Origin of the sequence: Burkholderia sp. IDO3, assembly GCF_003366075.1 — a bacterium.
Classification (GTDB): domain Bacteria; phylum Pseudomonadota; class Gammaproteobacteria; order Burkholderiales; family Burkholderiaceae; genus Burkholderia; species Burkholderia anthina.
The window spans coordinates 2263806-2289494 of the sequence record NZ_CP028962.1 but is presented as its reverse complement, the minus strand read 5'-3'; the positions used below and the strand labels follow the sequence as shown (position 1 = coordinate 2289494).

26 protein-coding genes are annotated in these 25689 nt (G+C 68.9%); 13 read left to right on the top strand and 13 right to left on the bottom strand.

All coding sequences use genetic code 11. The features are described from left to right. Window positions 1-2: 2 nt before the first annotated feature. A complete protein-coding gene (locus DCN14_RS10445; protein ID WP_096501454.1) occupies window positions 3-2246 on the bottom strand; it encodes a TonB-dependent siderophore receptor in 2244 nt (747 codons plus the stop codon). Window positions 2247-2566: 320 nt separating this feature from the next. Between DCN14_RS10445 and DCN14_RS10440 the strand changes: the two genes are divergently transcribed. Continuing rightward, a complete protein-coding gene (locus tag DCN14_RS10440) occupies window positions 2567-2806 on the top strand; it encodes an Arc family DNA-binding protein (protein ID WP_096501452.1) in 240 nt (79 codons plus the stop codon). Continuing rightward, on the top strand, window positions 2803-3222 hold the full coding sequence (locus DCN14_RS10435) for a type II toxin-antitoxin system VapC family toxin (RefSeq protein WP_096501450.1): 420 nt from the start codon (window positions 2803-2805) through the stop codon (window positions 3220-3222). The genes DCN14_RS10440 and DCN14_RS10435 overlap by 4 nt, the downstream gene beginning before the upstream one ends. A gap of 141 nt (window positions 3223-3363) precedes the next feature. On the opposite strand, the gene DCN14_RS10430 is transcribed toward DCN14_RS10435, so the two are convergent. Continuing rightward, a complete protein-coding gene (locus tag DCN14_RS10430) occupies window positions 3364-4659 on the bottom strand; it encodes an aspartate carbamoyltransferase (RefSeq protein ID WP_096501448.1) in 1296 nt (431 codons plus the stop codon). A 232-nt stretch (window positions 4660-4891) separates the two neighbouring features. On the opposite strand from DCN14_RS10430, the gene DCN14_RS10425 reads away from it, so the two are divergent. After that, on the top strand, window positions 4892-5026 hold the full coding sequence (locus DCN14_RS10425) for an entericidin A/B family lipoprotein (protein ID WP_096501446.1): 135 nt from the start codon (window positions 4892-4894) through the stop codon (window positions 5024-5026). A gap of 99 nt (window positions 5027-5125) precedes the next feature. On the opposite strand, the gene DCN14_RS10420 is transcribed toward DCN14_RS10425, so the two are convergent. The 3 genes from DCN14_RS10420 to DCN14_RS10410 all read right to left on the bottom strand — a co-directional run bounded on the left by DCN14_RS10420 (window position 5126) and on the right by DCN14_RS10410 (window position 7966). Continuing rightward, window positions 5126-5698, bottom strand: coding sequence for a permease (locus DCN14_RS10420; RefSeq protein WP_096501444.1), 573 nt, complete (start codon window positions 5696-5698; stop codon window positions 5126-5128). 341 nt (window positions 5699-6039) lie between these two features. After that, window positions 6040-6996, bottom strand: coding sequence for a DMT family transporter (locus DCN14_RS10415; protein ID WP_096501544.1), 957 nt, complete (start codon window positions 6994-6996; stop codon window positions 6040-6042). A 175-nt stretch (window positions 6997-7171) separates the two neighbouring features. Further along, window positions 7172-7966, bottom strand: coding sequence for an AraC family transcriptional regulator (locus tag DCN14_RS10410; RefSeq protein ID WP_096501442.1), 795 nt, complete (start codon window positions 7964-7966; stop codon window positions 7172-7174). 169 nt (window positions 7967-8135) lie between these two features. On the opposite strand from DCN14_RS10410, the gene DCN14_RS10405 reads away from it, so the two are divergent. Together DCN14_RS10405 and DCN14_RS10400 are read left to right on the top strand one after the other, a co-directional pair. After that, on the top strand, window positions 8136-8969 hold the full coding sequence (locus DCN14_RS10405; protein ID WP_096501440.1) for a molybdenum cofactor biosynthesis F family protein: 834 nt from the start codon (window positions 8136-8138) through the stop codon (window positions 8967-8969). Further along, entirely contained in the window at window positions 8966-9775 is an 810-nt protein-coding gene (locus tag DCN14_RS10400; RefSeq protein WP_096501438.1) for an SDR family oxidoreductase, read from the top strand. Before DCN14_RS10405 ends, DCN14_RS10400 begins: the two co-directional genes overlap by 4 nt. Before the next feature lie 81 nt (window positions 9776-9856). Here DCN14_RS10400 and DCN14_RS10395 read toward each other — a convergent pair whose 3' ends face one another. Beyond that, the gene (locus DCN14_RS10395) at window positions 9857-10579 is read right to left on the bottom strand and encodes a dihydrodipicolinate reductase C-terminal domain-containing protein (protein WP_096501436.1); all 723 of its coding nucleotides are present in this window, start codon (window positions 10577-10579) and stop codon (window positions 9857-9859) included. 537 nt (window positions 10580-11116) lie between these two features. Here DCN14_RS10395 and DCN14_RS10385 point away from each other — a divergent pair. From DCN14_RS10385 to creD, 4 genes are all read left to right on the top strand, one after another. Continuing rightward, entirely contained in the window at window positions 11117-11830 is a 714-nt protein-coding gene (locus DCN14_RS10385) for an SDR family NAD(P)-dependent oxidoreductase (protein ID WP_096501434.1), read from the top strand. An 89-nt stretch (window positions 11831-11919) separates the two neighbouring features. Continuing rightward, entirely contained in the window at window positions 11920-12690 is a 771-nt protein-coding gene (locus DCN14_RS10380) for a two-component system response regulator CreB (RefSeq protein WP_096501432.1), read from the top strand. A 16-nt stretch (window positions 12691-12706) separates the two neighbouring features. Beyond that, window positions 12707-14158, top strand: coding sequence for a two-component system sensor histidine kinase CreC (gene creC / locus DCN14_RS10375; RefSeq protein WP_096501430.1), 1452 nt, complete (start codon window positions 12707-12709; stop codon window positions 14156-14158). 110 nt (window positions 14159-14268) lie between these two features. Continuing rightward, a complete protein-coding gene (gene creD, locus DCN14_RS10370; protein ID WP_096501428.1) occupies window positions 14269-15645 on the top strand; it encodes a cell envelope integrity protein CreD in 1377 nt (458 codons plus the stop codon). 73 nt (window positions 15646-15718) lie between these two features. Here the strand turns inward: creD and DCN14_RS10365 are convergent, their stop codons facing one another. Then, the gene (locus DCN14_RS10365; RefSeq protein WP_096501426.1) at window positions 15719-16141 is read right to left on the bottom strand and encodes a RidA family protein; all 423 of its coding nucleotides are present in this window, start codon (window positions 16139-16141) and stop codon (window positions 15719-15721) included. 225 nt (window positions 16142-16366) lie between these two features. Here DCN14_RS10365 and DCN14_RS10360 point away from each other — a divergent pair, with 225 nt between their 5' ends. Then, entirely contained in the window at window positions 16367-16564 is a 198-nt protein-coding gene (locus DCN14_RS10360) for an oxidoreductase-like domain-containing protein (protein WP_096501542.1), read from the top strand. Window positions 16565-16653: 89 nt separating this feature from the next. Here the strand turns inward: DCN14_RS10360 and DCN14_RS10355 are convergent, their stop codons facing one another. Beyond that, window positions 16654-18114: an MFS transporter gene (locus tag DCN14_RS10355; RefSeq protein WP_096501424.1), complete on the bottom strand. Its 1461-nt coding sequence runs from the start codon at window positions 18112-18114 to the stop codon at window positions 16654-16656. Between the two features lie 156 nt (window positions 18115-18270). Here DCN14_RS10355 and DCN14_RS10350 point away from each other — a divergent pair, with 156 nt between their 5' ends. Continuing rightward, window positions 18271-19143, top strand: coding sequence for a LysR family transcriptional regulator (locus DCN14_RS10350; protein WP_096501540.1), 873 nt, complete (start codon window positions 18271-18273; stop codon window positions 19141-19143). 57 nt (window positions 19144-19200) lie between these two features. Beyond that, on the top strand, window positions 19201-19521 hold the full coding sequence (locus tag DCN14_RS10345) for a hypothetical protein (protein WP_096501422.1): 321 nt from the start codon (window positions 19201-19203) through the stop codon (window positions 19519-19521). Window positions 19522-19572: 51 nt separating this feature from the next. On the opposite strand, the gene DCN14_RS10340 is transcribed toward DCN14_RS10345, so the two are convergent. Next, window positions 19573-20472 (bottom strand): LysR family transcriptional regulator, encoded by a 900-nt coding sequence (locus tag DCN14_RS10340; RefSeq protein WP_096501420.1) that lies wholly within the window; start codon window positions 20470-20472, stop codon window positions 19573-19575. 98 nt (window positions 20473-20570) lie between these two features. Here DCN14_RS10340 and DCN14_RS10335 point away from each other — a divergent pair, with 98 nt between their 5' ends. Next, a complete protein-coding gene (locus tag DCN14_RS10335; protein WP_096501418.1) occupies window positions 20571-21569 on the top strand; it encodes an NAD-dependent epimerase/dehydratase family protein in 999 nt (332 codons plus the stop codon). Between the two features lie 62 nt (window positions 21570-21631). Here DCN14_RS10335 and DCN14_RS10330 read toward each other — a convergent pair whose 3' ends face one another. The 4 genes from DCN14_RS10330 to DCN14_RS10315 all read right to left on the bottom strand — a co-directional run bounded on the left by DCN14_RS10330 (window position 21632) and on the right by DCN14_RS10315 (window position 25615). After that, window positions 21632-22333 (bottom strand): DUF2848 domain-containing protein, encoded by a 702-nt coding sequence (locus tag DCN14_RS10330; RefSeq protein ID WP_096501416.1) that lies wholly within the window; start codon window positions 22331-22333, stop codon window positions 21632-21634. Window positions 22334-22383: 50 nt separating this feature from the next. Further along, window positions 22384-23703, bottom strand: a complete 1320-nt coding sequence (locus DCN14_RS10325; RefSeq protein ID WP_096501414.1) for an MFS transporter — start codon at window positions 23701-23703, stop codon at window positions 22384-22386. 87 nt (window positions 23704-23790) lie between these two features. Beyond that, window positions 23791-24477, bottom strand: coding sequence for a DUF4286 family protein (locus DCN14_RS10320; protein ID WP_096501412.1), 687 nt, complete (start codon window positions 24475-24477; stop codon window positions 23791-23793). Between the two features lie 100 nt (window positions 24478-24577). Then, complete coding sequence (locus DCN14_RS10315) at window positions 24578-25615, bottom strand: LysR family transcriptional regulator (protein WP_096501410.1); 1038 nt, start codon at window positions 25613-25615, stop codon at window positions 24578-24580. Between the last annotated feature and the right edge of the window lie 74 nt (window positions 25616-25689).

Here is a 25689-nt window from a genome sequence, read left to right as displayed (position 1 = left end):
GATCAGTAGCGCGCGTTCAGCGTGACGAACGCCGAGCGGCCCGGTGCGATCGACGCGTAGTGCGCCGGATACGCCTGATCGAAGTACGTGCGGTTGAACAGGTTGTTCACGTTCAGCTGCAGGTCGAGCTTCTTGTTGATCCGGTACTGCGCCATCGCATCGAAGCGCCAGTACGACGGCACGGCGCGCAGGTTCGCGGGATCGCCGAACACTTCCGACATGTAGAACGCGCCGCCGCCGACGGTGAACTTCGGCGTCACGTCGTAGTTCGACCACATCGTGAAGCTGTGCTTCGGCGTGTTCGGGAAGCGGTGGCCGTCGTTCACGGCATCCTTGCCGTTGTCGCGCAGTTCGCTCTTCATGTACGTGTAGCCGCCGAACACCTGCCACTGCTTCGTGATCTGGCCGGCGACGCCGAGTTCGAGACCCTGCACGCGCTTGTTGCCGACCATCGCGTATTCGTTGTTCGGCAGCGTCACGCGCGCATTCGTCGTGTCGATCTGGAACAGCGCGGCGGTCAGCGACAGCTTGTCGTTGAGCACGTTCCACTTCGTGCCGAGTTCGATGCTGCGGTTCTTTTCCGGCGCAAGCTGATCGGCGTTCGGGCCGACGCCGCCGCGGCCCGGCGTGAGCGACTGCGTCTCGCTGCCTTCGCCGAGCAGCATGCCGGCCGGCGTCGACGACGTTGCATACGACGCGTAGATGCTGCCGTTCTGCGCGGGCTTGAACACGGCACCGAGCTGCCAGTTGAAGAGCGTGTCGTCGCGGGTGTAGGTCTTGCCGCCGTTCGCCCTGGTGTCGGTGAAGCGGGTCGAGTAGTCGTCGACGCGCACGCCGGCGTTGACCTGCCAGCGCGGCGTGAGCTCGATCGTGTCGAAGCCGTAGATCGACTTCGTCGTGGTGCGCGCGTGCGCGTAATCGTTGTTGCGCGTGATCGAGCCGGCCCACGGATCGCTCGGATTCGGCGACCAGAGGCTCGTGCAGTTGTAGCCCGACGCCGCGCCGATGCCTTGCTGGCAGATCTTGCCGGTATCCGTCGCGACGGTGTACGCGTCGCGCTTGCCCCATTCGCGCGACAGTTCGATGCCGGTCGTGAAGCTGTGCTTGAACGGGCCGGTGCGGAATTCGCCGAACAGCTCGGTCAGGTTGGCGAGGCTGTTGATCGAGCTGTTGCGGTTGTTGTTGCGGCGCCAGACCTTGCCGTTCACCACGTTGCCCTGGCTGTCGTCGGGCTGCGTCCAGATGTAGTCCTGCGTCGATTCCGTGTAGCGCGTGGTGTTGCGCACCGTCAGCCCCGGCGTGATGTCGTGCTCGATCTTGATCGTGCTGATGTCGGACGTGGTCTTGCGGAAGTCGCGGTCGATCAGCCCGTAGAAGTTGTGGCGGTCGACGGGCGCCGGATAGATCGTGTCGACGTTCGCGGGCTTGTTCGACGTCGTGTAGAAGTACGGAATGCCGCTGTCGGGCAGGTCGTCGGTCGACAGGTGGTAGTAGCTGGCGGTCACGCGCGTCGGCGTGCCGAGACCGAACGCGATCGACGGCGCGACGCCCCAGCGCTCGTTGTTGACGGCGTCGCGGCCGGCGACGTCGTTGTTGTGGCTCATCAGGTTCAGGCGGAACGCGGCGTGATCGGCGAACTGCCAGTTGCCGTCGGCGGTGAAGCGGCGGTAGCGGTCGGTGCCGAGGCCCGCGCTCGCGGCGGCGGTCGTGCCGAGGTGCGGCGCCTTCGTGATCAGGTTGATGCTGCCGCCCGCGCCGCCGCGGCCGCCGTACGCGCCGTCGGAACCCTTGGTGATCTCGACGCGCTCGGTGTTGAAGATCTCGCGCGTGGTCGCGCCCGTGTCGCGCATCCCGTCGACGAACATGCTGCCCTGCGTGTCGTAGCCGCGAATGAACGGGCGATCGCCGAGCGGATTGCCGCCCTCGCCGGCGCCGAACGTGATGCCGGGCACGGTGCGCAGCGCTTCGGTCAGGGTGGCCGCGCCGCTGCTCTGGATCAGCGCCTGCGGAATCACGGTGACCGACTTCGGCGTGTCGACGAGCGGCGCGGTGAATTTCACGGACGCGGAAAAGTCGGCCTTGTAGCTGTGCTCGGTCTTGCCCTGGACCTCGATCGGCGCGAGATGGCCTTCGGTGCCGACCGGGGCGGGCGACGGCGTGCCGTCGGCGAACGCAGGGCTCGCGGCGAGCACGCTGCACAGGGTGGTGAATTTGCCGAGCTTCAGTTCTTCAGGACGGGACTTCATGGTGCGCTTCGACCTCGCGGTGTGGCCCGGAAACGGCGTGGTACGGAAAGGTGCATGCCGCCGGGAATTATTACGATTTGTTTTCAGGCGGCATTCTATGTAATTTCTTGTTAAATGAGAAGCGTTCCTGTTCGCATTTGTAAGGAAATTGTTGACGAATGTGGTGGAGGGCGCGAAGGCTTGCGGGGCGGGGGGATGGCCGAACGGCCGAGTATGAAAGGCGCGGCTGACAGCTTACAGTGGCTGTGTCTTTACTCGTCCAAAAATGACAGCAAGGTGATAACATGACTGCATTGCAAGCAAATGTAGTGAGGTGCATCATGCCCGTGATCACTGTTCGAAATCTGCCCGACGAGGTGCATCGCGCGCTTCGGATTCGTGCCGCGCAACATGGCCGCAGTACTGAGGCCGAGGTTCGCGACATCCTCGAGCAAGCTGTTCGGCCCGGCGGGCGCCCCAGGCTGGGAACGCTGCTGGTGGAAATCGGGAGGGAGGCCGGCGGCATCGATTTAGAGATTCAGCGCGGCACAGCGCCAACCGATCCGATGAGCTTCGAATGATTCTGGTCGATACCAACGTCATTGCCGAGCCGCTGCGACGCGAGCCGAGTGCGGCCGTGATCGCATGGCTCGACGCGCAGAACGTCGAGACGCTGTTTCTTGCCGCGATCAGCCTGGCGGAGATGCGGTTCGGTGTGGCCGCGTTGCCGGAAGGGCGCAGGCGAGACTGGCTGCAGCAAAGCATCGAGCAACGCGTGGTGCCGTTGTTTCGCGGCCGGATCCTGCCGTTCGATGAGGCGGCCAGTCACGCGTATGCGAGCCTTCGCGCGCAGGCTCGCGCCATGGGCAGCGCGATGGCGTCTGCCGACGGTTTCATCGCCGCGACCGCCGCGGCGAACGGCCTGATCGTGGCTACGCGCGACGTCGCGCCGTTCGAAGCGGCGGGCCTGCGCGTGATCGATCCGTGGGCTGGCTGACGCAGGGCGGGGCGGTCCCGCACGGCCCGCGTCGAAAATGAAAAACGCGCCGTGCAAGGCGGCGCGTCGTGTGCGTTACGTCGGCGCGCGGCCCTTGAGACGAAACAGTCTCAAGCCCGGCCGCGCCGCACCGGATGCGGATCAGTCGATCCCGTGAAACACCGCGTCCTCGGGCCCGAGGTAGGCCGGCGGGCGCCACGTCGCGTCGCGCATCGAATGCTGGACGAGGTTCTCGACGCCGAGCAGCACCGCGAAGATCGCCATGCGCACCGGAATGCCGTTGTCGGTCTGGCGGAAGATCGCAAGGCGCGGATCGCGGTTCAGGTCGACCGACAGGTCGTTCGCGCCGGGCCGGCTGTCGCGCGGCAGCGGGTGCATGATCAGCGTGTCGGGTTTGCAGACGGAATCGACGAGCGCTTGGTTGATCTGGAAATCCGGCGTGTAGCCTTCGAACGATTCGTCGGTGAAGCGCTCCTTCTGGATCCGCGTCGCATAGACGACGTCCGCGCCGCGCAGCCCGGCCGCGAGGTCGTTCGTCTGCTCGATCACGTGGCCGTTCGTCGCGATCTGGTCGATGATGTAGGCCGGCATTTCGAGCGTCGGCGGCGACACGAGCGTGAACTTGAGCCCGCGGTACAGCGCGAGCAGCTTGACGAGCGAATGCACGGTGCGGCCGTATTTCAGGTCGCCGACGAGCGCGATATGCGCGCCGTCGACGATCTTGCCGAGCCGCGAGAACTCGCGCTGGATCGTATAGAGATCGAGCAGCGCCTGGCTCGGGTGTTCGCCGGGGCCGTCGCCGCCGTTGATGACCGGCAGGTTGGTCGCGCGCGCGAACTCGGCGACCGAGCCCTTCTCCGGATGGCGGATCACGAGCGCGTCGACGTAGCCGGCCATCACGCGGCTCGTGTCGTAGATCGATTCGCCCTTGGCCATCGACGAGAACGTGAAGCCGGTCGTGTCGCACACCGAGCCGCCGAGCCGGCAGAACGCCGCGCCGAACGACACGCGCGTGCGCGTGCTGGCTTCGAAGAACAGGTTGCCGAGCACGGCGCCTTCGAGCACGCGCGAAATCTTGTGGCGGCGCGCGATCGGCTGCATCACGTCGGCGACGCGGAACAGCGCCTCGACCGAATCCCGCGAGAACTGGTCCACCGAAATCAGTTGCGGCTTGCCTTCGAACAGGAACTGATTCGCGAACCCCTGTTTATCTACGCTTTGCGTATGATTCGCGCCGTCGGGTTCCGAGCGCTCGACGATTTCCGACACGAAGCGCTCGACGATCTCGGGCATGCCGCGCGATTCCTGCGAATCGTCGGGCAACAGCCACGTATCCAGCGCGCGGCGGCTAACGCCGATGCGGTTCGCGAATGCTTCGCGGGTCATGTTGAGGCGGCGCATCGCGTCGCGCAGGAAGGCTTGCTGGGGAACGGTCATCGGCGGCACCTCGTGGAAAATATACGCGGTGCGTATATTAGTTCGAAGGGTGGCGAAGTCAAGGAAAATCTGCGCAAACCGCCTGTGTGATCGGTGTCACACCTGCCGGCTCGCACTGGCGCGCGGCAACCGTCTCCGTATAATCAGGTCAGGCCCCGTGTCCTGCATGTGGCAGGGCGCGACGCCGTGACGATTCGCCCGGTCGGGCTTGTTGATTCGAAGGAGAATGAGAATGACGCGTACGATTGCTGCAATGCTGCTGGTGGTGACCGCCGCGCTCGCCGGTTGCAATACCGTCGCAGGCATGGGTCAGGATATTTCGAAGGGTGGCCAGGCGATCAGCGATACGGCCGACAAGGCCAAGTAAGCTGCCGGGTTCCGGAATGCGGAAGGCGCCGGGCCGTCCCGCGAGTGCGGGGCGGCCCGGCGCCTTTTTTTATCGTTCGCGATGCGGCTGCAGCCCGCGTCAGGCGGTTTCCACGAACGCGTAACGGCCTTCGACCTTGCGCGGCGTGAACCAGCCGAAGTCCGGGAACATCCGGTTGCGGACGAACCAGACGTAACCCACCAGCACGACCGTCACCGCGAGGCTCGGCAGTGCGCTCGACGGATCCTGTCCGAGATCGGCGATGGTCTTCGGCAGTTGCAGCAGCGACAGGATGATGAACGCGTGATATGCGCCGACGCGATGGGTTGCGAAGCCCCAGATGAACAGCAGCGACAGCGGCACGGTCAGCACGACGAACAGCACCGCGAGGCCTTTGCCGAGTACGCCCGCCGTGCCGAGGTGGTCCGCGGCGGCGGAGAACAGGTAGGCGAGCGCGAGGCTGATCACGAGTTGCGCGATGCCGAGGCCGACCAGGATCCACGTGTGCACCTTGTTCTTTCTGCACAGCTCCGGGTCGGGGCGCGATGCGATCAGGCGCGCGAGCACGCGATCCTTGAGGCCGTGTCCGGCCAGTTCGGCCAGTACGTCGGCTTTCCTCGCACCCGCGGACAGCAGCGCCGCGATTCTTGTTTTGGCTTCCTTCTTGTTCATGACGTGGCGAATTGTCGTTCGATGGTTGTCAAAAGGCCCGGCCACGCGAATATTGCATCTTGTGCGATGGGGCGCAACGGTTTTGCCGCGGATGGACACATTCCTACAATCGCCGCCGATGGGGGCGGTGGCGGGGCATCGGTCGATGGTGGGGCGGCGTCGCTGCCGGACAGGCTGTCGGACGCGACGCGTGCGTCGGAGTGTGGCGACCCGGCCGGCCCGCGCCGCGGCGATCGCGGTCGCGTGATGTCGTGCACCGCATCCATCGCCCGGCACGGCTCGGGCTGACGCCGGGCGGACCGGGAAAACCGGCGCCGCGCATGCGGCGCGCCGGACGCGGATCAGTCGGCGGTCGGCGAGGACGCCGCCGGGCGGGCCGGCAGCGCCGACGGTGCTTTCGTTTCGCGCGCCGGCGGTTCACGTCGCCGGGTTGCGCCTGCCAGCATCCCGGCGACGACGAGCGCGATACCCAGAAGCCGCGTGCCGCCCAGTGTCTCGCCGAACAGCGCGACGGCGAACAGCACGGCCGAGACGGGCGCGACCGCCGTGAACAGCGCGGCTTCGGTGCCGCTCGTACGCGCGGAACCCGCATACCAGCACACATAACCGAGCACGGTCGGCACCAGCGCGTAGTACGCGATCGCAGAAACGGCGCCGATCGTCCAGCCGGCCGCCGCCGTGTGCCATTCGAATGCGGCCGGCACCAGCGCGAGCACGAAGCCGAGGCCCGACATCGCCGTCGACAGCGCGAGCGGCGGCAACGGCGCCGACAGCCGCCGGTTCAGCAGGATGAACACGGCCTCGCATGCGACGGCGGCGAGCACCAGCGCATCGCCGGCGAGCGTCTGCAGCGACGGCATGGCCTGACCGGGCGCGAACGTGACGAACAGGACGCCGGCGGTGGCGAGCGCGGCCGCGCCCCAGTCGCGAAGCGTCTGCCGCTCACGCAGCACGATGGCCGCGATCAGCGTCGACATCGCCGGCAGCGTGCCGAGCATCACGCCCGCATCGACCGGCGACGACAGCTTCGTGCCGCTGATCAGCAGCACCGTATAGCCGACGCCGCCCGCGGCCGCCTGGACGACGAGCAGCACGGCGTCGCGCGTGCCGATGCGCGGCCAGCGCATGCGTTGCGCACGCATCAGCGCGAACAGCAGCGGGGTCGCGATCAGGAAGCGCAGCGCGGTGGCCGTGAACGGCGGCAGGCCGCCGGCCGCGAAGCGGCTCGCGATGACGGTGCTGCCGACGCCGGTCATCGCGGCGGCGAGGTAGAGATAGCCGATCAGTCGTGTTTTCATGCGCCGCATCATCGCGTGCGGCGGCGAGGGCGTCTTGAACGAAATTGCAGCGATGTGCGTGGCGGCGCCCGGTGTTTCCGCATGGGGCACAGCGTCTGTCTGATCGATCGGCATCGCTACGTCACGGCAACGGCCCGTGTCGTTGCGATAGAGGCGCGTCGCGCAACGAAGCCCGTTACCCGGCCTGCGTGAACCTTCCCGGCGTGATCCCGAACTGGCGCGCGAAGGCACGCGTCAGGTGGCTCTGGTCGGCAAAACCGGCTTCGGCCGCCGCATCCGCGATCGGCGTGCCGCTCGCGAGCAGCGCACGCGCGAGCCGCGTGCGCGACTGCACCAGATACGCATGCGGCGTGATGCCGAGTTCGCGTGCGAACCCGCGCAGCAACTGGAAGCGGCTCACGCCGCTCAAGCCGGCCAGTTCCGCAAGCGAAACGGGTGCGGCGGGCGCGGCATCGAGCCGTTCGCGGGCAACGCGGATCGCCGGCGCGACGCGCGCGGCCGGCAGTGCGCGGTTCGCATGCCGGGCAAGCAGCCCGGCGACCAGCATCACGAGCGCTTCGTCGCGCGCGAGCGCCGGCGTTTCGCCTTCGACGATCCGCGCATGCAGCCGGCCGAACGCGGCGGCGAGCCGCGCGTCGCGCACGGCCGGATGCGCGAGTTCGACGCCGCCGAGGCCTTCTTCCGCCGCGACGCCCGCAACCAGCGCGGGCGCGAGGTACAGCATCCGCCAGCGCCGGCCCGTGCCCGCGTCGATCGGCATGCCGTCGTGCATTTCGCCGGGATTGACCATGATCGCGTCGCCGGCCAGCGCGTCGACCTGCCCGCGGCCGCTCCATGATCGATGCGCGCCGCTGACGATCACGCCGACCCCGAATTCATCGTGCGCATGCCGCGGAAACGCGCGATCGGACTCGAGGCTGATCGCCTCGATGCCTTCGTCGGTCCGTCGGTAGTGGGTGACACTGTGCATGGGTGATCCTGGCGCGTCGGCGACGCGGATTCCGTGCACTTTAGCGCGTTCCGGCCGCGCGCGCCCTTCATCCTTTTGGCCGATACCGCGCCGCGCGCGCAGCCGCCACCATGTGCACATGAGCAGCGTACACGGCCCGCCGGGCCTGAAGTTGCGCAGGAGGCGGCAGGTGGAACAACAGGATCCGGTATTCATTCAGGTGGGCGCACTGGCGGACGGTTTTGCGCCGGACGCGAACATCCTCACGCCCGTGAACGCACTCGCGGGGCGGGCGCTCGTCCTCGGCGACGCATCGGGCGCGTGGCGCGTCTATACGTTCGAGGCGGGTGCGCTGCAATGGCGCGATGCGGCGACCGACACGGGCGGGCATGCGCCGTGCCGGGTCACGCGGCTGCGCGACGAACTGTACTTCGTCGACTACATCGACCCGGCGGCGCGCGCGACGTCGGTCAGCCTCGTGATCGACATCGGCAACGGCGTGTGGACGTCGGTGATCGGCACGCTGCCGACCGAGGCGGACACGCACATCGACGCGTTCACGCGCGTCGCGCGCGGGTTGCCGCTGACGGGCGTCGACGCCGCGTTCCGGCACGGCACGCTCGGCGGCCATGCGGAGCCGGGCCCGCTGCACGGGCCCACGCGCGAGCTGATCGGCAAGCGGACGATGTACCGCTACAGCCCGACCGAATGCTACGAGCACATCTACCTGAACGAGAACTTCTATGCATGGCAGTGCCTGCTGGGCGTCGAAGGCGGGCTGGCCGACGTCGACCGCTGCCATTACTTCAAGATCGCGGCGCAACTGTATCTGTTCGTCTGGCGCGAGAAAGTGGTGCCGACGCTCGGCGTCGTGCTGATCGATCTCGCGCAGCGCAAGACCGACGGCAAGATCTTCGGTTATCAGGGCGGCGATTTCGGCTCGCTGTCGAATTTCCCGATCGGCGCGCATGCGCAGGTGCTGAACGAAACCGTGCATCCGCTCGGCGGCGAGGCGGCGCAATGAACGCCACGCCGGGCAGCGGCCGCCTGCGTGCGGATTTCAGCGGGCGGGTCGTGCTCGTGACGGGCGCCGCGCAGGGGATCGGCGCGGCGATCGCGCGCCGTTTCGCGGAATCCGATGCGTTCGTCGCGCTCGCCGATCTCAACGGCGACGCGGCCGCCGCGCAGGCCGAGGCGCTTGCCAGCGCGGGTGCCGATGCGCGCGCCTATCGCGTCGACGCCGCGAGCCGCGAAGAACTCTGCGCGCTCGTCGCGGCGGTCGAGCGCGACGGCGGGCGGCTCGACGTCGTCGTGCACAACGCTGCGTATTTCCCGCTGACCCCGTTTGCGCAGATCGATGTGCCGGTGCTCGAGCGGACGTTGTCGGTCAACCTGTCGGCGCTGTTCTGGCTCGCGCAGGCCGCGTTGCCCGCATTCGAGCGCGCGGGGGCCGGGCGGCTGCTCGTCACGTCGTCGGTGACGGGGCCGCGCGTCGTGTATCCGGGGCTCGCGCATTACGCGGCATCGAAGGCCGGCGTGAACGGTTTCATCCGCGCGGCGGCGCTCGAACTCGCGCGCCGCAACGTGACGGTCAATGGCGTCGAGCCGGGGATGATTCGCACGCCTGCCGCCGGCAATCTCGGCGACGCGTCGGTCGCCGCGCAGATCGCGCGCGACATTCCGCTCGCGCGGATGGGCGAGCCGGAGGACATCGCGAACGCGATGCTGTTTCTCGCGTCGGCCGATGCGGCGTACATCACCGGGCAGACGATCGTCGTCGACGGCGGCGCGACGTTGCCGGAGAGCGGGGCCGTGCTGGGCGACGGATGACGCGGGCGAGGAGGGCTGCGCGGTGGCGGCCGGCGGGCGCGTCGTCAGCGCTGTCGACGGTCGGGGCGTGCGTACGCGCGATTACAGCCAGCCGTTGCGAATGAACTCGACGATCGAATAACGGCGCCGCTCGAGATCCCGCTGGCGCACGGCGTCGACGATGCGCGACACACCGTCTGCGTAGGGCGATGCGCCATACACGCGGGATTCGAACTGCAGGCTGCACGCGCCGTCCTCGATGCGGATCCGGTGGAATGCGTGGCGGCCGAGCTGGTCGTCGGGAATCTGCAAGGCATCGCGCTGCTCGGCGGGGTTGCGCACGGAGCGGATATCGTGCGCCGGCACGCCGAGCGACTGACCGATGTCGACCGCGGTGCCGGGCACGGACGTCTTGCTGGCCTGATGCGACTCGGTCACGCTGATGTTGCAGTCGCGAAACAGATGGCCGCTGGTTTCCAGCATGCTCATGAACTTGAGCATCAGGATGTTCGTGTTCGGACAGAGCACGACGGGGAAATCGTGTGATCCGGTTTCGAGGCCGGAGCCGGTCGACAACTCGATGAGCGTCGAACCCGTGGCGCGGCAGAACGCGATTGCGTCGGGCAGCTCGCGGCCGGAACCGGCATGGACGACGATCGATCGGGTGTCGTCACGTCGGGCGTCGCTATGGCTTGCATCGCTACGTTCGGCATCGGCTCGCGCGCCATCCGACCAGGGCATCACGTGACAGATTGCGGGATCGAGCTGATGCGAGCGGAGCAGTTCGGTTGCCAGCTTGCCGGCGCCAACGACGAGTACTTGCATGGGATTGACGGGTTGCGGTTCGGGTTTCGGTACGGAAGCGGCGCGGGCCGCTCAAGGGCCCGGCACGATCACGACGCACCGCGCGGCGCATCGTGATCGCGCATTATGCCCGGCCGCCTGCCGGCGCGTGCAGTCGTGCCGCACAGGTGTAGCGCCGGCGTATCAGCTTGCCGATGTCGTCGGCACCCACGCATTTGCCGTGTACTTCGTCGCGAACTGCCTGGCGATCGAGCGAGACGATCCGTATCCGATGCGACGGTGTCGTGCTTCGAGCACTGGGCAAGCCTGGCCCGCGATGTCGCCACTGCCCGCGACGTCCGGACCGCGCCGCGCTTCGTGATGCCGCCGCCGGGCTGGCGCCCGGACAACCGGGGCGAGACGACGGAGGCACTGCGCGGCCGCAACCTCGTCGCCGTGCGCACGGCGGCATGAACGGCGCTACGCTGTCGAAACGCCGGCGCGGCACACTCGGGCTGCGGCCGGTATCGGCCTCGCAGCGCGCATAATCGAACACCCTCGACACTGGAGAACACACCGATGGAACACGACCTGAAAGGCAAGGCAGTCGCGATCACCGGCGGATTCGGCCATCTCGGCGTCGCCACGGCAGCGTGGCTCGGCCAGCGCGGCGCGCGCGTCGCGCTGATCGGCCGCGGCGCGGCGCCGGACGCGCAGGCGCTACCCGGCGTGCCGGCCGACGCACTGCGCATCGGCGGGATCGATCTCGTCGATCCGCAGGCGGCCGTGCAGGCGCTCGACACCGTGAATCGCGAATTCGGCCGGGTCGACGCGCTGCTGAACATCGCCGGTGCATTCGTGTGGCAGACGATCGCCGATGGCGATGCGGCCACGTGGGATCGCATGTACGAACTGAACGTGAAGACGGCGCTGAATGCGTCGAAGGCCGCGCTGCCGTATCTGGTGGCGAGCCAGGCCGGCCGCATCGTCAACATCGGCGCGGGCGCGGCGTTCAAGGCCGGCGCGGGGATGGGCGCGTATGCGGCCGCGAAGGCGGGCGTCGCGCGGCTCACCGAGGCGCTGGCGGCGGAACTGCTCGATCGCGGCGTGACCGTGAACGCGCTGTTGCCGAGCATCATCGACACGCCGCCGAACCGCAAGGACATGCCCGACGCGGACTTCTCGCGCTGGGTCCGGCCCGAACAGCTCGCGGCGACGATCGGGTTCCTGCTGTCGGCCGACGCGCAGGCGATCACCGGCGCATCGATTCCGGTGAGCGGTCGCGTGGCGTAACGGATGGGGGGGCTCGCGGCGGCGCGGCGTGTGCCGCATCCGGCCGTGCGTACAATGTCGCACCGGATTGCGCGACAGAACCCGAGACCATGAATCAGCCACATATCCTGATCGTCGAAGATGAACTGGCGATCGCGGACACGATCGTCTACGCCCTCGGCACGGAGGGCATGCAGACCGTGCACTGCACGCTCGGGCAGGCGGCGCTCGACCGCTTGAGCGACACGCGCTTCGACCTCGTGGTGCTCGACGTCGGCCTGCCGGACCTGAGCGGCTTCGAGGTGTGCCGCCGGCTGCGGACGTTCTCGGACGTGCCGGTGATCTTCCTCACCGCGCGGCACGACGAGATCGACCGGATCGTCGGCCTCGAAATCGGCGCGGACGATTACGTGGTCAAGCCGTTCTCGCCGCGCGAACTGGCCGCGCGGGTGCGCGTGATCCTGCGGCGCTTCTACCGGCCGGCCATGCCGCATCCGCATCCGCATCCGCATCCGCATCCGCATCCGCAGCCACAGCCACAGCCACAGCCGGCAACGGCGACACCCGCGCCAGCCGCGCCCGTTGCGTCCATCGCGCCGGGCTTCGAACTCGACATCGACGGCGCGCGCGTGGCATGGCTCGGCCACCCGTTGAACCTGACGCGCTACGAATTCGGCCTGCTCGCGCTGCTCGTCCGGCATCCGGGGCGCATCTACTCGCGCGAGCAGCTGATGGACCTCGTGTGGCACGAGGCATTCGACTCGGCCGACCGCACGGTCGACACGCACATCAAGACGCTGCGCGCGAAACTGCGCGCGATCGCCCCCGAACGCGACCCGATCCGCACGCATCGCGGCATGGGTTATTCGCTGCAACCGTGACGACCGGCACCGCACCATGCATATCGGCCTGCGCATCTTCTTCGGCTTCTTCCTGATCGTCGGCCTCGCCGCGCTGATCACGCTGCGGGTGTTCGTGCAGGAGGTGAAGCCCGGCGTACGCGAAGCGATGGAGGACACGCTGGTCGACACCGCCCAGGCGCTCGCGACGCTCGCATCCGACGACATGGCGAGCGGACACATCGCCGACGGCGCGTTCGCGCGCCAGCTCGACACGCTGCACGCGCGTCCGGTCAGCGCGAACGTCTGGGGCATGCACAAGGACGCGATCAGCTACCGGATCTACGTCACCGATGCGCGCGGCATCGTCCGCTACGACTCGGCCGGCGTCGCGGTTGGTCAGGACTATTCGCGCTGGAACGACGTGTACCGGACGTTGCGCGGCGAGTATGGCGCGCGCAGCACGCGCGCCGATCCGAACGACGACAGCAGCACCGTGATGCACGTCGCGGCGCCGATCCGGCACGGCGACGCGATCATCGGCGTGCTGACGATCGCGAAGCCGAACCAGACTGTCGCGCCGTTCATCGCGCGCAGCCAGCGCAAGATCATGCTGTATGGCGCGCTGTTGATGGGCGGCGCGATCCTGATCGGCGTCGCGTGCACGTGGTGGCTCGTGCTCGGGCTGCGGCGCCTGCAGCGCTATGCGCGCGCGATCGCGGCCGGCGAGCGCGCGACGATGCCGCTGCAGGGCGCGAACGAACTGGCCGAGCTCGGCCGCGCGGTGGAAACCATGCACCAGCGTCTGGAGGACCGGCAATATGTCGAAACCTACATCCACACGCTCACGCACGAAATGAAGAGCCCGCTCGCGGCGATCAGCGGCGCGGCCGAATTGCTGCACGAAGAGATGCCGGTCGCGAACCGCCGGCGTTTCACCGAGAACATCCGCCGCCAGGCCGGCCGTCTCGAGCAGATGATCCGCAAGCTGCTCGCGCTCGCCGAAGTGGAGCAGAAGCAGCGGCTGTCGGTACACGAGCCGGTCGCGCTGCTGCCGGTGCTGGAGCAGCTTGTCGACGATCTCGAGCCGCGTGCGCGTCAGCGCGGCGTGAGCGTGCGAATCGATGCCGACCGGACGGCCGGCGCGGCGATCGTCGACGGCGATCCGTTCCTGCTGCGCCAGGCGCTCGGCAACCTGCTCGACAACGCGCTGGATTTCGCGCCGCGCGGCAGCGCGATCCGGGTCGCACTTGAACGGCACGCGGCGGGGCGCGGGCAGGTCGCGGTCGTGCGCGTCGTCGACGACGGCCCCGGCGTGCCCGACTACGCGCTGGCGCGGGTGTTCGAGCGTTTCTATTCGCTGCCGCGTCCCGACGGGCAGGACCGCAGCACGGGGCTCGGCCTGTGCTTCGTCCGCGAAGTCGCGATGCTGCATCGCGGCCAGATCGCGCTCGCGAACCGCAACGAAGGCGGCGCGTGCGCGACGCTCACGCTGCCGTCGCCGGGCTGAGCGCTTCACGCCCGCCACACGCTCGCCACACCTTCGCTTCACACCTGCTTCAATCGGCCTTCACCGGGCCGGCTCATGCTGAGCGCACCTTCACTCCGGTATCCGTCAGCATGAATCGAGTCCTGTTGTTCAAATCCCTGATCACCGCGCTCCTCGCGCTGCTGATCCTGATCCCGTTACGGATGGTCGGCGGCATCGTGCAGGAACGCGCCGCATATCGCGACAGCGCGCGGCAGAGCGTCTGGTCCAGCTATGCGGGGCCGCAGACGGTGACGGGCCCGGTGCTGGTCGTGCGGTACACGGAAGTCACGCGCGTGCGCGACGACACGCCGGCCGGCGGCGCGACGAAGACGAGCCTGCATCGCGAGAGCCGGCGCCTGTTCGTGTTTCCGAAGACGCTGAACGTCGACGGCACGCTGGAGACGAGCGTGCGCTATCGCGGCATCCACAAGGTGCTGGTGTACGACCTGCAGAGCCGGCTGTCGGGCACGCTGGCGCTGCCGGACCTGAAGAAGCTGCCGCAGGCCGACGCTCACGTGAGTTTCACGATCGACGGCGCATACGTCGCGATCGGCATCGGCGATATTCGCGGGCTGACGTCGCAGCCGGTGTTGAACCTCGGCGGCCGGGCGCTCGGCCTGGAGCAGGGCACGGGGCTCGACGGCCTGCGCCAGGGCGTGCACGCGAACCTCGATCTCGCGACGCTGGCGGACGCGAATCCGGGGGCGGTCGTCCCGTTCAGCATCGCGTTGCCGCTGCGCGGCGCGGAATCCGTTTCGTTCGCGCCGGTGGCCGACCAGAACGATTTTTCGCTGAAGTCGACGTGGCCGCATCCGAGCTTCGACGGCACGTTCCTGCCGCATCGCCGCACCGTCGACGCGCACGGGTTCACCGGCAACTGGCGCGTGACGTCGTTCAATACGAAGGTGCGCGAGCAGATCGCGGCCGGCAACGGGGAGGGCGCGCTGGAGACGGCGTCGGTGTCGGTGATCGAACCGGTGAACGTCTATCTGCAGACCGAACGCGCGACGAAGTATGGCGCACTGTTCGTGATCCTGACGTTCGCGAGTTTCTTCATGTACGAACTCGTGAAGCGGTTGCGCATTCACCCGATCCAGTACCTGCTGGTCGGCCTGTCGCTCGCGCTGTTCTTCCTGTTGTTGCTGAGCCTGTCCGAGCACGTCGCGTTCGGTTACGCGTATCTCGCGGCAAGCGGCGCATGCATCGGGCTGCTCGGCTTCTATCTGTCGTTCGTGCTGCACAGCGTGAAGCGCGGCGCCGCATTCGCCGGGCTGCTCGCGATCCTGTACGCGGCGCTCTACGGCTTGCTGCTGTCGGAGGACAACGCGCTGATGCTCGGTTCGCTGCTGCTGTTCGCGATCCTCGCCGGGATCATGACGCTCACGCGCCGCATCGACTGGTACGCGCTGGGTGCCGCGTGGCAACCGCTCGCCGACAAGGCGAAGCCGGAGGCGCCGGCGAAATAGGCGCGATGGCGGTGGCAACGCGGTCGGCCGGCAGCATCCCGGCCGTCGCGTCGGCCGCCACCGGGCCGGCGATTCATGCCTGGGGGGACGGCCTGCGGAACCGCGTCAGCGGAATTTCCGCGACCGCCGCGATTTCGATCAGCAGATCGGGACGGTACAGACGTTCGACCTGGACGGTCGTCGTCACGGGATAGGGTTCGGCGAAGAACGCCTTGCGAACGTCGCCGGCCTGCATGAACGCGTCGATGTCGGTCGCGTAGTGAACCAGCGAGATCACGTCCTGCATCTGCCCGCCGAGCGCGGCGAGCACGTCCCGAATGTTGCCGAGCGTCTGCCGGACTTGCACACGCATGTCGCCGGCACCGACGACGTGCCCGTCCCGGTCGAGCGCGACCTGTCCCTTCAGATGCACGATCCGGCCGTCGCCCTGAATCACGGCCATCGAGAACGCGCCGAACGGCGCCCAGACTTCCGGCGGATTCACGGCTTCGGCCATGACGCGACTCCCGAGGGCAGAGGGTTGGGCGGTCCGGACAGCGACGGCGTGCGTCGCGACCCGCCCGGGCGCGGGTCATGCGCGCAGCGGGAGCGTGTCGTCGGCATGGCTGTCCGGGTCGCCGATAATCCGGGCATTATGGACGAACGAGCGGCGCCGCGATCACGAACGGATGTGACGCAGCATCCGCGTATACTGAACACGTCTTTTCATCCGATTTTCGCCGTGCCCAAGTTTCCCGCTTCCGAATCCCCCGCGGACGATCCGCGTCCGACCCCGCCCGTACAACCCGAACTGGAAGACTGCTGCAACAGCGGTTGTTCGCCGTGCGTTTTCGACCTGTACGACGAAGCGCTCGCGCGCTATCGCGTCGAGCTGGCCGAATGGGAAGCGCGGCATCCGCAACGAAAGCATCAGCAGTGACGTGATGCCGGTGCCGGCGAACGGCCGCGCATGCGCCGCTCCCGCTCCCGCTTCGCCGCCGCCGCCGATGCGTTCCCGGCCCGGCAGCGTCACGCGTCGGCCCGCGCCCGCCGATGCATCGGCCCCAACGCGGCCGACAGTGCGATGCACACGAGCAGCAGGGCCGTCAGCGCCCACATCGCCGTCCGGAAACCCGCGACGTAATCGGCTGCGGCCGGATGCGCGCCGAGCCGCGAGAAGAACAGCCCGCCGAGCGTCGCCGCGCCGACGGCCGCGCCGATCTGCAACATCGCCGTGACCATGCCGGATGCGACTCCCGCACGGGCCGCGTCGACTTCCGCGAGCACGATCCGCACGACCGACGGCAGCACGAGCCCTTGTCCGATCCCGATCGCCGCGATGCCGGCATAGAAACCGGCGCCGGGCGCATGGTCGCCGGCCAGTGCGGCCGCGGTCGCGACACCGGCCGCCAGTATCGCGAAGCCGAGCGTGAGCACGCGATAGCCGCCGAACCGGTCGACGAGGCGCGGCATCAGCAGCGGGCTTGCCAGGAAGCCGATGCCGAGCGGCAGGATCGCGAGCCCGGACGCGAGCGGCGACCAGTTCAGGCAGCCCTGCAGATAGATCCCGTAGCTCAGGAAGAACACGCTCAGCATGTAGAACAGGAACGCGAGCGTGAGCCCGAGCGCGACGACGGGGTTGCGCAGCAGGCGCACGTCCAGTAGCGGATCGCGGCCGCCGGCGAGCCGGCGCGCTTCGACCGTCAGCAGCGCACCGAGCATCGGCAGCGCGCCGACGAGGCACGCGACCATCCACAGCGGCCAGCCGGCTTCGCGCCCGTGCGTGAGCGGATAGACGAGCATTAGCAGGAACAGCGACAGCAGCACCGTGCCGGGCACGTCGATGCGCTGGCCGCGCGGCGGCCGGCTTTCCGGGATGAAGCGCCAGCTGCCGATCAGCGCGAGGATGCCGATCGGCAGGTTGACGAGAAAGATCGCGCGCCAGCCGAGCCCGAACGGATGCAGGCTGATCAGCGCGCCGCCGCCGAGCTGGCCGATCACGGCGGCAAGCCCGAACACGAAACCGTAGAAGCCCATCACGCGCACCTGCTCCTGCGGACTGAACACGCTGCGGATCGTCGCGAGCACCTGGGGCGCGAGGATCGCCGCGAACAGCCCCTGCAGCACGCGGCCGCCGACGAGCACCGCGCCGCTGCCGGCGAGCCCGCACAGGGTCGACGCGACCACGAAGCCGGCCATGCCGATCATGAACATGCGCTTGCGGCCGTACAGGTCGCCGAGGCGGCCGCCGGTGATCTGCACGACCGCGTTCGCGCACGCATAGGCCGACACGACGAGCTCCAGCTGGGCCGGGCGGGCGCCGATGCCGTCGCGGATGGCGGGCAACGCGAGATTCACGATGAAGTAGTCGAGCGGCGGCAGAATGGCGCCGACCAGCAGGACCACGAGCGCCCAGCCATGATGGCTGCGCGCCGGTGCCGCGGCGGCCGTGCCGGCCGGCGCGCAACGGGCGAGGGTGTTGTCGGTCATGTACGGAGGTCCGAAAGAATGAGGGCCGCATGCCGGGCCGGGCGAGCCGGGTTCGGCAGCGTGCCGTTGAAGCGACATTCTGCGGATCGCCGATGATTCGGAAAAGCGGGAATGGGTGGTAGTATCCATCGGGTTATTCGATGGATGGAGAAGGCGATGCGCGGTTTCGATCTGGATCAGTTGCGCACTTTCGCGGCGGTGGCGGATGCGGGCAGCCTGACGGCGGCCGCGCCGCGGCTGCATTTGTCACAGTCGACGGTCAGCGAGCAGGTACGCAAGCTCGAAGCGCGCGCCGGTGTGCCGCTGTTCGTGCGCAGCAAGCGCGGCGTCGAGCCGACCCCGGCCGGCGCGCGCTTGCTGCAGCACGCACGGCGCATCGTCGCGCTGAACGAGGCGGCGTTCGACGAGCTGCGCGGGCAGGCGATCAAGGGCGAATTGCGCGTCGCGATCACCGATTACTACCGGACGCATGAAGTCGCGGGGCTGCTCGCGCGGCTGCGGGAGTGCTACCCGCAGTTGAGCCTGCACGTGAGCGCGATGAAGAGTGCCGAGATCGAAACCGCGCATGCGCGCGGGCAGATCGATCTCGGCGTCGTGATGAACCTGTCGAGCGGCCCGTTCCGGCCCGCGTCGGCCGATACGCGCTGGGTGCTGCGGCGCGAGCCGTTGTCGTGGGTCACGTCGCCGGCGCTGGCCGAGCAGTTGCCCGAGCCGTTGCCGCTCGTGCTGCTGCCGGACGACTGCATGATGCATCAGATCGCGGTGCGCTCGCTCGACGAGCAGCACGCGCCGTACGTGCTCGTGCACAGCGCATCGGGCGTCGCGGGGTTGCAGTCGATGCTGGCGGCAGGGCTGGGCGTCGGTTGCCTGTGCGCGTCGGCGATCGGTGAAGGGCTCGTGCGCCTCGGCCCGAAATACCGGCTGCCGGTGCTGCCCGATGCGGTGTTCTCGCTGACGCCGCCGATGCCCGGCGAACGCGAGACCGTCACGCAGGCGCGCGAGGTGCTGTCGCGGCAGTTGCTGATGTGAAATCGTGCCGCGCGCGGGGTGTCGGCATGTATTCGGGGGACCGGCAGGGGGCCACGCATGAACGACGAACTGAAGAGCCAGATGGCCGAGCGGTTGCAGCACGCGCTGGAGCGGGTGGTGGACGAGCGCTCGTTGATCCATTTCCTGCGCGTGCTCGGCCATGACTGGCACACGGAGCGCCAGCTCGAGGCCGACGTGCCGCCGGCGCCGTATGCGGCCGCGGTGCTCGGCTGGGAGAACCGCTCGATCGGCGAATACCTCGAGGCGATGGTCGACTGGGCCGAGGCATCGGAGGAGGGGCTGCGTTGCTACGAGCTGCCCGACAATCCGTGGCGGCGTATCGCCGACATCCTGTTCGCCGGCAAGATCTACGAGTAGCGCGCGGCGCGGCGCAGTGCCGATGCGGCAGGGGCGGCAGGGGCGTGCGGCCTAGTCGGCCGTCCCTTCGGCATACGCGCGCAGCCCGTTCGCCAGCGCATCGAACACGGCCCGGCAACGCGGGCTCGTACGCAGATCCTCGTGCATGACCACCCAGGTTTCCAGCGTCATCGCGAGCCTGTCCGGCAGCACGCGGGCGAGCCGCGCATCGCGTGTCGCGAGCCCGCTCTGGCAGAAGCCGATCCCGTAGCCGGCGCGGATCATCGCGAGCTGCGCGAGATTGCTGTCGGTGCGCAACGCGAACGCATCGCGCTTCCACATCGGCATCCCGCGGCTCGCCGAGCGGATGAACGGCGTGACCGTATCGAAGCCGATCAGCGCGTGGTGCGCGAGCGCGTCGAGCGTCGACGGCGTGCCGTTGCGCGCCAGATAGTCGTCGCGTGCATACAGCCCCACTTCGAGATCGCCGACGCGCCGCGCGACGAGCGCGTCCTGCGCGGGCGGCGTCATGCGCACCGCAATGTCCGCTTCGCGGTTCAGCACGTCCTGGATGCGGTCGGTCGGCACCAGTTCGATCACGAGCCCCGGATGCTCGCGCCGCAACTGCGCGAGCATCGGCGGCAGTACCTCGACCGCGATCACGTCGCTGGCCGAAATGCGGACCGTGCCGCGCACGCCCGCGCCATGGCTCGCGGCGGCGCGCTCGAACGCGGCTGCCGCGCTGCGCAGCGCTTCCGCATGGCCGCGCAGCGCGAGGGCGGCCTCGGTCGGCAGCAGCCCCGACGGCGAGCGTGTGAACAGGGTCTGACCGAACGCGCTTTCGAGCGCCGCGACGTGGCGGCCGGCCGTCGGCTGCGTGATGCCGAGCGCACGCGCGGCGCCCGACAGCGAGCCCTCCGTCAGCACGGCGAGGAAGGTCCGGTAGCGTTCCCAGTTCAGATCGGTGGTCATGCATAAATGTATAGCCGATCCATTGGGTTCGGCAATTCCTTGTTAGCCGGCCGCGCGCCAGAATGCGCTCATCGACGGTTCATTCAGGGAGAGCGGTAATGACGACGAACGCAGGCGGGACGCAACCACTGGCACTCGTGCTCGGCGCGAGCGGAGGCATCGGCGGCGAGGTCGCACGTCAGTTGCGCGATGCCGGCTGGCAGGTGCGCGCGCTCAAGCGCGGGCTCGACGCCGAGACGGTGGAGCGCGACGGCATCGCGTGGATGCGCGGCGACGCGCTCGACCGCGAAGCGGTGGTCCGCGCGGCGCGCGGCTGCAGCGTGATCGTGCACGCGGTGAACCCGCCCGGCTACCGGAACTGGAACGAGCAGGTGCTGCCGATGATCGACAACACGATCGCGGCGGCGACGGTGGCGCAGGCGACCGTCGTGCTGCCCGGGACGGTATACAACTACGGCCCCGACGCGTTTCCGGTGTTGCGCGAAGAGGCGCCGCAGCATCCGACGACCCGCAAGGGCGCGATTCGCGTCGAGCTGGAGCGGCGGCTGCAGGCGGCGACCGCGCAGGGCGTGCGGACGATCATCGTGCGGGCCGGCGATTTTTTCGGCGCGCACGCGGGCAACAACTGGTTCGGACAGGGGCTCGTCAAGGCCGGGCGGCCCGTGGCCGCCATCAGCGTGCCGGGCCGGCCGGGCGTCGGCCATCAATGGGCATACCTGCCGGACGTCGCGCGCACGATGGTCGAACTGATCGAGCGGCGCGATACGCTGGAGCCGTTCGCGCGCTTTCATCTCGGCGGTCACTGGGACGCGGATGGCACGCAGATGGCGCAGGCCGTGCGCCGCGTCGCGCAACGGCACGGGATGCGGCCGACGGTGCGGCGTTTCCCGTGGTGGCTCGTGTGGGTGGCCGCGCCGTTCGTCACGACGATGCGCGAGATGCTCGAGATGCGCTATCTGTGGCGCGAGCCGCTGCGGATGGACAACGCGCGCGTGACGGCGGCGCTCGGCCGCGAGCCGGTGACGCCGCTCGACACGGCGGTGGAGGAAGCGCTGGCGGGGTTGGGGTGCTTGCCGCGAGCGGGCGCGGCGGGGTAAGCCGCGGGGTGAGCCGCGGGGTGAGCCGGTATCCGGCGGATGTTTATTGCCACCGCCCGCCGTTATGCCACGACCGGCAACACTTCGACCGCATACCGGTGCCGCAGGCTGCGCCCGAGCACCGGATCGTGCAGTTCCATCTCGAACGCATCGCCGTCGTCCATCGCCGCGATGGCCCCATGCACGACGACGGTGCCGCCGAACATCGCGCAGCGCGCGGGCATCGTGCGACGGTCGTCGAAGCGCTGCCACAGCGCATCGGGCGCGAGCAGCCCGCTGACCGCGCCATGCTGATACGCGACGCGTTCGCCGTCGCGTTTGATCCACCACGAACGCATCCCGATCGCATCCCAGTGACCGGCGACGTCCGCGTAGCGCCACGCGTCGCGGCCGAGCGGCTTCGCGCATACCTGCTTCGACACCGCGACGCCATACGCCTCGACTTCCCGATCGGTGTGATCCGACCCGAGCGTGACCAGCGTGCCGGCCGGGCTGTCGATCAGTACGCACTCGATCTCGCCGCCCGAGCGCGCGCCGAGCACGCCGATCGACGGCGCCTGGGTGAGCAGCGCGGATGCCACGCGATAGAAGCACGGCGTGGTCGACGGCGGCGCGACGCCGAGGGCCGCGAGTTCGTCGATGTGCGCGCGGATCGCGGCGGGATCGCGTCCGGCCCAGCCGGCGATCACGACGCGCTCGATCTGGACGTCGACGGCGGCCGGCGCGCCTTGCAGGGGAATCACGTTGAACGACAGGGCTGGCATGCGGATATCCGTTTGAAGTGCGAATGAATGAAACGATCGACGGGCGACGCTCAATCGGCGAGCGGCCGATGCGCGGTTTCGCGCGCGGCGAGCAGCGCGACCGACGTGACGACGAGCGCCGCGGCGACGTACAGCGACACGGCTGTCGTCGTGCCCGTCTCGCGGAACAGCGCGGCGATCACGAGCGGCGCGAAGCCGCCGCCGACGATGCCCGCGAGCGTGTACGCCAGCGACGAGCCGGCGTAACGCACGCGGGTCGGAAACTGCTCGGTGACGAATGCGCCTTGCGGGCCGTACATCACCGCATGGATCACGAGGCCGATCGCGACGGCCGCGACGATCGCGGCGGGCCGTGCCGAATCGAGCATCGTGAAGAACACGAACGCCCACACGATGCCGGCGATCGCGCCGGCGAGATACACCGGACGGCGTCCGAAGCGGTCCGACAGCGCGCCGAAGAACGGCACCGCGAGCGCGTTGCAGGCCGTGCCGACCATCACGGCCGTCAGCGCGACCGGGCGCGACAGGTGCAGCACGGTCGTCACGTAGGTCAGCGTGAACACGACGATCAGCGCGTACAGCACGTCCGAGCCGATCCGCGAACCGCCGGCGATCAGCAGGCGCCGCCAGTGGCACTTCAGCACCTCGGCGACGGGCACTTCCGCGGTCGCGTGCGATTCGGCGAGCTGCTCGAACTGCGGCGTTTCGTCGACGCCGCGGCGCAGCCAGAAACCGAACACGACGAGCAGCGCACTGGCCGCGAACGGCACGCGCCAGCCCCACGACAGGAAGTCGCCGGACGTGGTCGACAGCGTGACGAGCGCGATGCAGCCGGTGCCGAGCAGCGTGCCGAACGACGGGCCGATCTGCGTCCACGACGCGGACAGCCCGCGGCGTTTCTGGTCGCCGTGCTCGACCGACAGCAGCACCGCGCCGGCCCATTCGCCGCCGAGCGCGACGCCCTGCACGAAGCGCAGCGCGACGAGCAGGATCGGGCTCAGGATGCCCGCCTGCGCGTAGGTCGGCAGGGCGCCCATCAACGCGGTCGTCAGCCCCATCAGCACGAGCGTGAGCATCAGCACCGCGCGGCGGCCGATCCGGTCGCCGAGGTTGCCGAACACGAAGCCGCCGAGCGGACGCGACACGTAGCCGACCGCATAGGTCGAGAACGCGAGGATCGTGCCGGCCAGCGGATCGACCGACGGAAAGAACAGGTGATTGAAGACGAGCGCGGCGAGCGTGTTGTAGATCGTGAAGTCGTACCACTCGAGCGACGTGCCGATCATGCTCGCGGTCGCGAGTCGGCTGTTGCGGACGCGGCGTGGCGCGTGGGTGGCGGGCTGGGCGAGCGTGCTCATGGTGTCGGGCATGTCGTGACGGATGACGGGAGGGCGAGCGTGGCCGACGGGCCGGCCGCGCGCTGCGAGCGTGCGGCGCGGCCGTCGCGGCGTCGGGGTTCAGGCGGACAATGCGGCGGCGACAGGCTTCGTTTCGGCATCGCGGCGGGCGAGCGCGAGCGGCGTGGCCGCGCGCCACAGCAGGTCGAACGTGCGCACCGCGTCGTGCCCGGCGAGCGCGGCGGCGACACGGCGCGTGGCGGCTGCGTCGCTGCCTTCGATCAGCACGAGCGCGTCGGCGGCCGGACGCGCGGCCGCATCGGCACCGATCGGCGCGGAAAGATCGGGCGCGGTGCGGAACAGCCGGGCCGCATGGATGCCGGGTTCGCGCAGCGCTTCGTCGAAGCGTTCGCGCAGGCCCGGCACGTCGATGCGCTCCGGCGGCAGCACGAACAGCGCGAGATGCACGCCTTCGCCGTCGCCGGCTTCGATCGTCAGGTCGCCGACCCGTCGCTGCGTGCCCGTCATCCGCTCGAAATTCGCGAGCGACCAGGCCGTTTGATCCGTGAACGCGCGCCGGTACGCGTCGCTGCGGAATACGTCGAGCGTATCGGTCACGTACAGCGCGAGGTATTTGCGCGGGCCGTTATCGGTCGCGCGAAACCGCCGCGCATGCGTGAAGCCCGGAATCGCGACGCGCTCCTGCATGTGCTCGCGGTCGTACCACGCGTTGAAATCGGCTTCGTACGTCGGGTCGATATCCGTCCAGACGCAGAGCTGGCCGTGAGGAAGGGAAAGGCGGGTCATCGCGAGGTTCCTTGAGACGGGGTGTGTCAGGAACTGCAGTGTCCCGAAGACGGGCCGCGCCCGTCCAACAAGAAAACAAATTCGCGGTGAACAGGTTTTCTTATGAGCGGCGCGGCCGGCGCTTCGCAGGCGGGGCGGATTTCGGCGTGCGTTTTGCCGCCGCGGTTCTGGTCCTGGCCGGCGCCCGGGCAGGCGCGTTGTCGAGGGGGCCGGTATCCGCGTCGGCCCTTGCCGGCGCGCCCGGCTTCGCATGACTTGCGGCCGCCGGCATCGCACGCGCGACTTCGCTCGCCAGTTCCGCGATGCGCGCGGCCACGGGCAGGCCCTGCGCGCGATACGACGCGACCAGCGGCAGCGCCGGGAATTCGGGTTCGACGTCGAGCAGTTCGAGCGCACCTTCCTGCAGTTCGCGGCCGATGATCGCGGGCGGCAGCGCGGCCACGCCGAAGCCGTCGGCGACGAGCCGGATCATCGCGGCGACCGACGTGATGCAGTTGATGCTGGCCGGCCGTTCGACGGCCGCGAACAGCCGCTCGATCGTCGCGTGCGGGCCCGAGTGGCGCGAGAAGCTGATGATCGGATACGCGGCGAGCCGCGCGACGTCGAGCCGTTCGCCGCCGAGCCCGAGGCGCGGGCTGGCCGCCCAGTGCACCGGGAATTCGCACAGCGGCAGGTTCGTGAAGTCGGGGCCGGGCACCGGGTCGGTCTGCAGGATCAGGTCGACGCCGTCGGTGCTCAGCAGCCGGATCAGGTGCAGCGTCGTGTCGCTCGTGATCTCGACGTCGAGGCGCGGATAGCGCTCGCGCAGTTGCGCCATCAGCGCCGGAAACCAGCTGTGCACGATCGACTCGATCACGCCGATCCGGATCAGGCCGGCGTCGCTCGCCGCATCGATGTCGCGCCGCATCTCGCTGTCGAGCCGCACGATCCGCTCGGCATACGCGAGCATGCGCCGGCCCGCGGGCGTGAGCGTGGCCGAACGCGTGTTGCGGTCGAACAGCCGCACGTCGAACGCCTCTTCCAGCGACGCGATGCGGCTCGACACGGCGGCCTGCGTCGTATGCAGCTTCTCGGCCGTGAGCCGGAAGTTTTCCAGCTTCGCGAGCCAGACGAAGGTTTCAAGAAACCGGATGTTCATCGAATCCCGAACGGTGAGGCGGTGCCGCGTGCGGCGGCGGATCGGTCGATGTTAGCGGATTTTCGGGCGGGCAA

Coding starts and splice junctions, on each gene's coding strand:
- DCN14_RS10345 (WP_096501422.1), top strand. CDS start 19,201: ATGAACGACGAACTGAAGAGCCAGATGGCCGAGCGGTTGCAGCACGCG.
- DCN14_RS10320 (WP_096501412.1), bottom strand. CDS start 24,477: ATGACCCGCCTTTCCCTTCCTCACGGCCAGCTCTGCGTCTGGACGGAT.
- DCN14_RS10445 (WP_096501454.1), bottom strand. CDS start 2,246: ATGAAGTCCCGTCCTGAAGAACTGAAGCTCGGCAAATTCACCACCCTG.
- DCN14_RS10440 (WP_096501452.1), top strand. CDS start 2,567: ATGCCCGTGATCACTGTTCGAAATCTGCCCGACGAGGTGCATCGCGCG.
- DCN14_RS10330 (WP_096501416.1), bottom strand. CDS start 22,333: ATGCCAGCCCTGTCGTTCAACGTGATTCCCCTGCAAGGCGCGCCGGCC.
- DCN14_RS10435 (WP_096501450.1), top strand. CDS start 2,803: ATGATTCTGGTCGATACCAACGTCATTGCCGAGCCGCTGCGACGCGAG.
- DCN14_RS10400 (WP_096501438.1), top strand. CDS start 8,966: ATGAACGCCACGCCGGGCAGCGGCCGCCTGCGTGCGGATTTCAGCGGG.
- DCN14_RS10420 (WP_096501444.1), bottom strand. CDS start 5,698: ATGAACAAGAAGGAAGCCAAAACAAGAATCGCGGCGCTGCTGTCCGCG.
- DCN14_RS10395 (WP_096501436.1), bottom strand. CDS start 10,579: ATGCAAGTACTCGTCGTTGGCGCCGGCAAGCTGGCAACCGAACTGCTC.
- DCN14_RS10385 (WP_096501434.1), top strand. CDS start 11,117: ATGGAACACGACCTGAAAGGCAAGGCAGTCGCGATCACCGGCGGATTC.
- DCN14_RS10315 (WP_096501410.1), bottom strand. CDS start 25,615: ATGAACATCCGGTTTCTTGAAACCTTCGTCTGGCTCGCGAAGCTGGAA.
- creD (WP_096501428.1), top strand. CDS start 14,269: ATGAATCGAGTCCTGTTGTTCAAATCCCTGATCACCGCGCTCCTCGCG.
- DCN14_RS10335 (WP_096501418.1), top strand. CDS start 20,571: ATGACGACGAACGCAGGCGGGACGCAACCACTGGCACTCGTGCTCGGC.
- DCN14_RS10410 (WP_096501442.1), bottom strand. CDS start 7,966: ATGCACAGTGTCACCCACTACCGACGGACCGACGAAGGCATCGAGGCG.
- DCN14_RS10340 (WP_096501420.1), bottom strand. CDS start 20,472: ATGACCACCGATCTGAACTGGGAACGCTACCGGACCTTCCTCGCCGTG.
- DCN14_RS10355 (WP_096501424.1), bottom strand. CDS start 18,114: ATGACCGACAACACCCTCGCCCGTTGCGCGCCGGCCGGCACGGCCGCC.
- DCN14_RS10425 (WP_096501446.1), top strand. CDS start 4,892: ATGACGCGTACGATTGCTGCAATGCTGCTGGTGGTGACCGCCGCGCTC.
- DCN14_RS10325 (WP_096501414.1), bottom strand. CDS start 23,703: ATGCCCGACACCATGAGCACGCTCGCCCAGCCCGCCACCCACGCGCCA.
- DCN14_RS10430 (WP_096501448.1), bottom strand. CDS start 4,659: ATGACCGTTCCCCAGCAAGCCTTCCTGCGCGACGCGATGCGCCGCCTC.
- DCN14_RS10350 (WP_096501540.1), top strand. CDS start 18,271: ATGCGCGGTTTCGATCTGGATCAGTTGCGCACTTTCGCGGCGGTGGCG.
- DCN14_RS10365 (WP_096501426.1), bottom strand. CDS start 16,141: ATGGCCGAAGCCGTGAATCCGCCGGAAGTCTGGGCGCCGTTCGGCGCG.
- creC (WP_096501430.1), top strand. CDS start 12,707: ATGCATATCGGCCTGCGCATCTTCTTCGGCTTCTTCCTGATCGTCGGC.
- DCN14_RS10415 (WP_096501544.1), bottom strand. CDS start 6,996: ATGAAAACACGACTGATCGGCTATCTCTACCTCGCCGCCGCGATGACC.
- DCN14_RS10380 (WP_096501432.1), top strand. CDS start 11,920: ATGAATCAGCCACATATCCTGATCGTCGAAGATGAACTGGCGATCGCG.